The following is a 7,910-nucleotide window of genomic DNA, read 5'->3' as shown; positions in this document are numbered from 1 at the left end:
CGATCGCACTCTACAAACGGCAACTTGTTCTAGTACTGAGATAACATCTGCCATCTTTGGATCGCAAAGCCAAATTTTAGCCACCGGAAATTGGGACGGCAACATTCAAATTTGGCACATCGAGACGGGAGAACTGCACCAGACTCTAAGTGATGGCGACCGAGGGGTCTTGTCAATGGCGATCGATCCCGAGAGTTGCGCGCTGATAAGCGGCAGCACCGATGGTCGTATTCGGGTATGGGAACGAGTCACACCCACCGAGTTCGCCTCCACCCCCACTCGCATATTTGCAGGTCATCAAAACATCGTTACCACCCTTGCCGTGACATCCGATCGCAAAATCTTAGTCAGTGGCAGTCGAGATCGAACCGTCAAACGGTGGAACTTAAAAACCGGCGAACTGTTGCAAATTCTTGCTAGTCATTCCCAACCGGTAACGGCCGCGGCGATCGACTCTCAGAGTCGCCGATGCGCCACCGCCAGCCTTGATGGAACCGTCAAAATTTGGCATCTGGGAACTGGGGAACTGTTACGAACGATCGTCAATGCTGGAGGTGCTGTTTATGCTGTGGCGATCTTGACTGACGGTTGTACCATCATCGGTGGCAGTTGGGATGGGACTGTGAAATTGTGGAATTTGAAAACCGGGAGTTTGCAGCAGACCCTCGGCGATCGCAGCCTTGCAATTTCTGCGATCGCTCTCCATCCAGACGGGACAATTCTTGCGGCAGGGAGTCGCGATGCCACGGTGAAACTCTGGAATTTGCCCGCCGGGCAAAATTCCCCTCGGGACTTGCCCGAACAGACCCTCATCGGTCATGCTAGAGGAGTAAATGCAGTTGCCTTCGATCGCAAAGGTCAAGTGTTGGTCAGTGCCTCTCAAGATGGCACGATAAAACTCTGGCGGTGCGAGGCGAACGTCGCTCCAGACGGTCAGTGCGGTCGAGCCTCAAACTGAGGCACGAGATACGATAAAATTTATGCCGACTATTGAGATCCTGGGAGTCAAACATACCTACGAATTAAGCCCTCCGACCTCATCCAAACCCACCCTCGTGTTCTTACACGGATGGCTGCTGAGTCGTCGCTACTGGCAACCATTAATCGAACGGTTGTCCCCTCACTATCAATGTCTTTGCTACGATCTGAGGGGATTTGGCGATTCTCAACCCGATCGAGATCGTCCTCCCCATTCCCATTGTCGCTATACTCCAGCGGCTTATGCATCAGATTTAGCCGTTTTGCTCGAGGGTTTGGACATTGACAGGGCTTGGCTGGTGGGTCATTCTTTGGGGGGCACGATCGCCTTGTGGGGCGCGCATCAACTCGATGGACGGTTTGAAGGAGTGGTTTGCGTCAATGCGGGGGGCGGCATCTATTTAAAGGAAGAATTCGAGAAGTTTCGCGCTGCGGGCACTCAAATTGTGAAGCTTCGTCCGCGCTGGCTGTGCCGTTTGCCGTTGCTCGAACTATTATTCGTTCGCGCCAGCGTCGCTCGTCCCATCGAGCGTCACTGGGCGCGGCAGCGTCTGGTGGATTTTGTCACCGCCCATCCCCAAGCCGCTTTGCGAGCGCTGCTCGATTCCACCACAGAAACGGAAGTCCACCAACTACCGCAAATCGTATCGCGTTTGCAACAGCCCGTCTACTTTGTTGCTGGCGCGAACGACTCGATTATGGACCCTAAATACGTCCGTCATTTGGCAAGCTTCCATCACTTATTTCAGCATGGAGGAGAGAATGTGATTGAAATTCCCGAATGCGGTCATCTGGCAATGGTGGAACAACCCGACATTCTTGCCGATCGCCTACGCGCTATTTTAAGGGATTGCTATGAATCGAGTAGAGTTGGGTAAATACCTCACCCTAGAGGACTTTTGTACCTGTACCCAAACTTATCAAAAATACGCCGATCGCATTTATCCGTTTCCAGAGAATGTGGAGGAAACCATCCCAGCTCTGGAGAAACTCAATCAATTTATTGTCGATCCGATTATCGATCGTTTTGGAATCGATCGGTTTAAGCTCACCTATGGATTTTGCTCGAAAACTCTAAAACGCTATTTGGAAAAGAAAGATCCGATTACGGGCATAAAAAACGGTCGAATTGCGCCTCGACTCGATCGACATATGGCTTTCGAGCGCAATACTAAAGGAAAATACTATTGTCAGAAACTTGGTGCTGCTTGTGACTTTTTAATTATCGACCTCAATTCTCGTCAAGTGGTGGACTGGATACTATCTCAAAAGTTGCCATTTGACTCTCTCTATTTTTACGGTAAAGAGCGACCCATTCATATTAGCTACGGCTTGCAAGGAAAGCGATCGGTTTGGACGTTTACCACTGGAGGTCAACCAACTCAAAAAGGAATTAAAGATTGGGTAGAACGAGCGAATTCTTATTGAGATTTTTGCTGCGACCATCGTTAAAACGATCGGAATCAACTCTTGACTTTTTGTGATGTTAGAGTGACGAAAAAATAGGAATTTTCTAAATATCGTCTAAAGAATTCAAAAGTTTAACATTCTAAATAAAATCTAAGTTTTATTGCGAAAATAGAGATCCAGCAAACCCGAGATTTAAGCTAGAAGTTATAATTCTCCTAAAAGCAATAAGATCTGGGTGTTAAAAATGTTAGATTCTGAATTAACAAACGAACTTCAATGGACTTCTGAAGCTCGAGCTAAACTCAGAAATATTCCTTTCTTCGCACGCGCTCGAGCTAGAACGCAAATTGAAGAATTAGCACGTCGCTCCCAATCGGAACAGGTGACGGTTGACATTGTCGAGGAAGCCAGACAGTCTTTCGGTCAGTAAAATAATTAAAGGGCGATCGCAGCGGGGGAAGGGCGATCGCCCTTGGGCGTGGAAATCTAATGGGTTCGAGAATCTAAAGCGTTTTAGTAGTAACCGTAGTCGGACTCGGGTTGCGGCATTGGTGTTTCAAAATTGGATCGATCGTATAGGAAGCGAGTCGCATCTTCCTCTAGGCGATGGATTAAGTGATATTCGAGCGCGTTGGCTTGCCGCAAAGCTGCCAAGTAGCCATCTAAGTACATTCTCAGGTCATCAGTTCGATAACCGCGATCCCAAAAATTGACAAAGATATCGGTTAGCTTTTGATAATGGCGGATGGTTTCGGTGTCTTGGAGCACAATCGGACAATGGAACTCAACAAAGTGCCAGGGGATTTATGTAAAATTGCGCACTTTTATCTATTGTAGCGGGAACTTTCGAGTCCGAGAGTGTCGAGTGACGCAAAATCAAGAACTTCGTTCTTGGGATCGACCGAATATCAAGTCTTTTGAGGGGGTATCAGGCTTTACAAAACAAACCGGGTCGGCTCTGTTAACCTTATAGCCACGGACGCAAAGGAAGGTAAAGTCTTGTGGGATCGGTATACATTCAAATCGTTGAGGGTAATCCTCAACTGAGATCGCTTTTAGGCTGGCACTTACAGCAAGCAAACTACGGAGTCGTTCAATCAGCGGATATTCGTCATGCCCGAGAAGTCTTTCATAACCGCCAGCCGATTCTGGTTGTTTTGGATTCCGATCTGCCCGATGGTGATGGGCTAGAATTTTGCCGCTGGCTCGGGCAACAGAAGCAATCCCTGGTGCTCATGCTCTCAGCCAGAAATGCCGAAGCAGAAATCGTGGCCGGACTCAAATCCGGAGCCGATGACTATATTACCAAACCCTTCGGAATGCAGGAATTTCTCGCGAGGGTAGAAGCATTACTGCGACGCTCTCGAACGATGACGCCTCCAGCTTCCTTAGAATACGGTCCGGTCAAAACCGATTTGGTACAGCGTCGGGTGCGCGTGAAAGAAGAACATATCGATCTTACGCCTCAAGAATTTAGCTTGCTCTACGTCCTCGCTCAAGCTGGGGGTTCTCCACTGAGTCGATCGGAACTGTTAAAACGAGCTTGGCCCGATGCCATCGATAATCCCCGCACTATCGATACTCACGTCCTTTCCCTGCGCAAAAAAATCGAAACCGATCCCCGACAACCCAGTTTAATTCAGACCGTTCGCAATGTCGGATATCGATTTCACTTAGATAGAACCAGTTCTGCTCAACTGTTGATGTCTTCCCCATCCACCGAGGCAGTTCCCCAACATCAACAACTTTCCCGAATTTGAGGGTGCTTCCGGAGTTTTTCTGGCGGCGAGGGGCTTTGTCAATCCCATTCTCGAGCAGCTTGAAGCTCCGCGCGTGCTAAGGCCTCCTGCAATGCGATCCAATTTACCTCCGAAGCCAAGCTATTTTGTTCCACTTTTCCATCCTGGAGATACAAGACTCGGGAGCTAAAGTCCCGTGCAACATCGAGTTGGTGATTGGTCATGACGATCGCCATCGAATCAGCTACACTCAGTTCCTTTAAGACTTCAAGTAAATAATTGCTGCGTCCTCGATCGAGAGCTGAAGTGGGTTCGTCAAGAAGTAATACTTGGGGTTGCATCACCAATGCCCGAGCGATCGCCACGAGCTGTCGCTGTCCTACTGAAAGCTGCATTTCATTGCGGCTCATCCACTCTGAGGAAATATGCAGTCGAGCGCACCACCGGTCTACCCGCTGTTGAATTTCTGGTGGCTTCAGACCCATCAGCGTGAGAGGGTAAGCCAGGGTTTGGGCAACCGTCATTCCCAGTAACTTCGATTCTTGGGGAACCAAAACGATCGAACGGCGCAACTGTTGGGGAAAAATTTGGCGAATGTCTCGCCCTACAAAGTCGATCGCGCCTTTTGTCGGTTCCTCGAGTCGGTTCATCAGCCGCAATAGCAGAGTTTTCCCAGCGCCCGAGGAACCGACGATCGCGAGGCGGTCGCCGGAGAAGATATCGATGGATATCCCTTCAAGTAGAGAACGCGAATCGATGGGCAAAACGAAACTCACCTCCTTTAGCCTGAGCTTGGGGGATGTTTGGTGATGGGCGGTGTCCTGTTTCTTTTCTGGGGTCATGATTTGAGACGCGAACGAGGCCAGAAGCGACCTAAACTCCCTTGAAGATGGTCGTTTCGGGAGTCTGTGGGGGCGATCGTAGGCGATCGTCCCTCAACAAGTAGGGTGCGAGAGAGCCAATGACGGAACTCACCTCACGCAGAAAATTGTAAAATTATGTCAAGCCGATGCCGATGAAGTAAAATTCCAAAACTTAAATGGTCTTTTGACCTTTTTTCCCTCTTTTCCCCATGACCCAATTCCGAGCGCACAGCGCGATAACTCCATGAACAATCCCGTTCTCTCCTCCATTTTGATTCCAACTGTTTTGTTAGGAATCGGTTTATTTTTCTTTATCCGCGCTTCAGCAAAAGATCGAACCGAGCAGACGATCCTCCGAAGCCCGCAAACAGAAGCCTCCCTTGCTGCCCAGTTGCAGGAGTATTTTACCCACAGAGCTTACCGACTCGCAAAAGTCGAACCCGAAACCGAACGAGCGATTTTTGAAGGCAACGTGCGCCCGAGTTGGTTTATGGCGATTTTCTTGACGCTGTTGGCGGCCGTTGGCTTGTCGTGTGCGATGCCCATTGTCTCGATCCTCGCCCCCCAGTTGGCTGGAGTCGCTGTCGGGTTGGTGGCGCTGTCTCCCTTGGCAGGAATTTTTTATTGGCGAAAAGCCGATCGTTTAGAACGAGTTTCCCTTAAAATCGAAGCCCTAGATGCTGGAAATGCCACTCCTCAAACTCAGGTCACCGTTCGAGGTCATCGAGACGAACTCGCCAACCTCAAGCAAGCACTCTCATTGCGACCGATCGAAGACTAAGTTCTATTAACGTTTCATGCCCGAAGCCTTGACTCGCAGTATCGCTCGATAGTACGCGATCGCACAGATAAAATCCCGTCTTCGTGCGGGTTTGACAGCCAAATTTCAACACGGTCTAGTTTTCCACCATGTCGTTGAGATAAATTTCTCAAAAAAAAAAATTCGCCCCACTTTTGCGAACAACATTCAAAGTGGGGCGACTCTCTCAGACCCAAAATTTAGAAGCGAGACAACTCTCGAAATTTCAATGGCTCCCAACAGCGATGGGAGGCGCGTCAGAAACTTCTTCGATCGCAATCCTCAAACTGGGAAAGAGAAAGTGATTTTCTTCCACGTATTGCGCTCCAAATAAGCCTTTTTCCGCCCAAAAATAGCGATCTGTCGTATGTTCGTTGCGCTTAACCAGCAATAAAGCTGGTGGAGCGATGCCCTCAGATTTGATATACTTTCGAGCAGCTGTGACTGGTTTATCTTCACCGCTTTCGATACTATATTGAGGCACCAGCTCTAGAATTCTACGTCCTTCTTGACGACGACGACTTTTGCGCTTACGTCTCCTTGCCAAAGTAACCTACCTCCTCTTTAATTTTATTGCCGACAGGTTGTAGTTATCGTTACAAAACACGCGGCAAATATATCAGATTGAAACCAAAATTTCAACATCTCTTAATCGATTGCTTGAAGGGGTTGACGCGACCAAAATGTATACTAGATCGGCGTTTTCAGTTTTTGAGTCCCGTGTTAGCTCCTATTAGCTATTTACAAAAATTAATAATGTTGGCAAATGGCTACATTTTAGCTTCATGTTCACTCCCACAAGCTCGGAATTTATGGCGTTGTGTCGCGAACAAGTCTGTTTTCTAACCAGAGGACTGGGCGCGGCATCAAGTGTGGTATATCTTTCCGATCGACCCTTCGATGGAGAGGCGGGAAAATTCGTGCCGGTTGCCATCGAACCTGAAACGGGTACCCATTGGTCCGAACATCGCGAAGCGATCGAACTACCGCAAGGAAAGCACCACAGCCTAGAAGCCGCGTTATTGCTACCGGCTTCTCTCGATCGAGCCTTGAGTACAGACGACTTCGATCGTCCAGATGAAGAGCGTCGAGTCTGGCTTGAAGGGTATCAAATCGTGCGACCTCTGACCCATGAAGAGGCAATTTTGGGGTTTCTGGTGACCCGTCGCCAAGATCGACCGTGGATCGACCGCGAACGGGAGCAAATTGAGGGTGTGGCGCGTACCCTCGCTCTGGCGTGCATTCTCGATCGACGAGCGCAATGGTGGAAAGATAGCTACGGGCAACAGCAACAGCTTCACGATCGTCAACGGGATCTATTTGATAATCTACTGCACCAGCTTCGCAATCCCCTCAGTGCGTTAAAAATTTTTGGGAAGTTACTGCTCAAGCGCCTCAAACCTGGAGATACCAGCCAAAATTTCGTCCAGAATATTCTTCGGGAAAGCGAGCACATCCAAGAATTGCTGCAACAGTTCGATCGGGTGATGGATGAATCCCCTGCAGGACGACTGCTACCGGGTGAGGTTCGCGAGATTGCCACCGTTGTCACCCCTGCAGAAGAACCCATCTCCTTACCAGCAGCAGGCGATCGAGTCGAATCGATTGCGCTCGCGTCGATTTTGGAACCGGCGATCGCCTCGGCACGGGCAATTGCAGACGATCGGCAGTTACAGTTGTACGATCGCGTTCCCCTGGATTTACCCCTCGTACGGGCTAATCCCCTCGCGTTGCGAGAAGTAGTAGATAATTTAATCGATAATGCCTTGAAATATACCCCTGCCGGTGGCTGTATCTGTATTGAAGCGGGTATGGAAGCAGGCACGGAAGATGCCCCATTTAGCACGAGAAGCCTCCTTCTTGCCATCAGCGATACGGGGCTGGGAATTCCCCCCGAAGACCTAGAACACCTGTTTGAGCGCCGATATCGAGGGGTCCAGGCTCAAGGGGATATTCCCGGCACCGGTTTGGGATTAGCGATCGTCCAAAATTCTCTGACGCAGATGGGGGGCAGCATCGAGGTTTTCAGCCCTCCTCGCCACCCCTGGCCCAATCCCAACTTTCCGGCTTCTCTCTCTCGGGGGACGACGTTTGTGGTTAGACTACCTGTGAGTCAAGCTT

10 protein-coding genes are annotated in these 7,910 nt (G+C 49.6%); 7 read left to right on the top strand and 3 right to left on the bottom strand.

Annotated features, from left to right (window positions below):
* The 4 genes from IQ235_RS12815 to IQ235_RS12800 all read left to right on the top strand — a co-directional run.
* The coding region (locus IQ235_RS12815; protein WP_264321847.1) for a WD40 repeat domain-containing protein at nt 1–958 on the top strand (958 nt) is incomplete at its 5' end.
* A 22-nt stretch (nt 959–980) separates the two neighbouring features.
* Complete coding sequence (locus IQ235_RS12810) at nt 981–1,856, top strand: alpha/beta fold hydrolase (protein ID WP_264321846.1); 876 nt, start codon at nt 981–983, stop codon at nt 1,854–1,856.
* A complete protein-coding gene (locus tag IQ235_RS12805; protein ID WP_264321845.1) occupies nt 1,834–2,406 on the top strand; it encodes a nucleotidyltransferase substrate binding protein in 573 nt (190 codons plus the stop codon). The genes IQ235_RS12810 and IQ235_RS12805 overlap by 23 nt, the downstream gene beginning before the upstream one ends.
* A 226-nt stretch (nt 2,407–2,632) precedes the next feature.
* Nucleotides 2,633–2,818 (top strand): PCP reductase family protein, encoded by a 186-nt coding sequence (locus tag IQ235_RS12800; RefSeq protein WP_264321844.1) that lies wholly within the window; start codon nt 2,633–2,635, stop codon nt 2,816–2,818.
* An 83-nt stretch (nt 2,819–2,901) separates the two neighbouring features.
* On the opposite strand, the gene IQ235_RS12795 is transcribed toward IQ235_RS12800, so the two are convergent.
* On the bottom strand, nt 2,902–3,156 hold the full coding sequence (locus IQ235_RS12795; RefSeq protein WP_264321843.1) for a DUF6761 family protein: 255 nt from the start codon (nt 3,154–3,156) through the stop codon (nt 2,902–2,904).
* A gap of 233 nt (nt 3,157–3,389) precedes the next feature.
* Here IQ235_RS12795 and IQ235_RS12790 point away from each other — a divergent pair, with 233 nt between their 5' ends.
* Nucleotides 3,390–4,148 (top strand): response regulator transcription factor, encoded by a 759-nt coding sequence (locus IQ235_RS12790; RefSeq protein ID WP_264321842.1) that lies wholly within the window; start codon nt 3,390–3,392, stop codon nt 4,146–4,148.
* A gap of 38 nt (nt 4,149–4,186) precedes the next feature.
* On the opposite strand, the gene IQ235_RS12785 is transcribed toward IQ235_RS12790, so the two are convergent.
* A complete protein-coding gene (locus tag IQ235_RS12785; RefSeq protein WP_264321841.1) occupies nt 4,187–4,969 on the bottom strand; it encodes an energy-coupling factor ABC transporter ATP-binding protein in 783 nt (260 codons plus the stop codon).
* A 265-nt stretch (nt 4,970–5,234) separates the two neighbouring features.
* On the opposite strand from IQ235_RS12785, the gene IQ235_RS12780 reads away from it, so the two are divergent.
* A complete protein-coding gene (locus IQ235_RS12780; RefSeq protein WP_264321840.1) occupies nt 5,235–5,771 on the top strand; it encodes a cofactor assembly of complex C subunit B in 537 nt (178 codons plus the stop codon).
* 244 nt (nt 5,772–6,015) lie between these two features.
* On the opposite strand, the gene IQ235_RS12775 is transcribed toward IQ235_RS12780, so the two are convergent.
* On the bottom strand, nt 6,016–6,336 hold the full coding sequence (locus tag IQ235_RS12775; protein ID WP_264321839.1) for a DUF3155 domain-containing protein: 321 nt from the start codon (nt 6,334–6,336) through the stop codon (nt 6,016–6,018).
* Nucleotides 6,337–6,601: 265 nt separating this feature from the next.
* Between IQ235_RS12775 and IQ235_RS12770 the strand changes: the two genes are divergently transcribed.
* Nucleotides 6,602–7,910, top strand: a 1,309-nt coding sequence (locus tag IQ235_RS12770) for a sensor histidine kinase (RefSeq protein WP_264321838.1), incomplete at its 3' end; no start/stop codon positions are given.

It is taken from the genome of Zarconia navalis LEGE 11467, assembly GCF_015207075.1.
Taxonomy (GTDB): Bacteria; Cyanobacteriota; Cyanobacteriia; order Cyanobacteriales; family Geitlerinemataceae; genus Zarconia; species Zarconia navalis.
The sequence above is the reverse complement of the archived record's forward strand: the minus strand, read 5'-3'. Positions and strand labels throughout refer to the sequence as shown.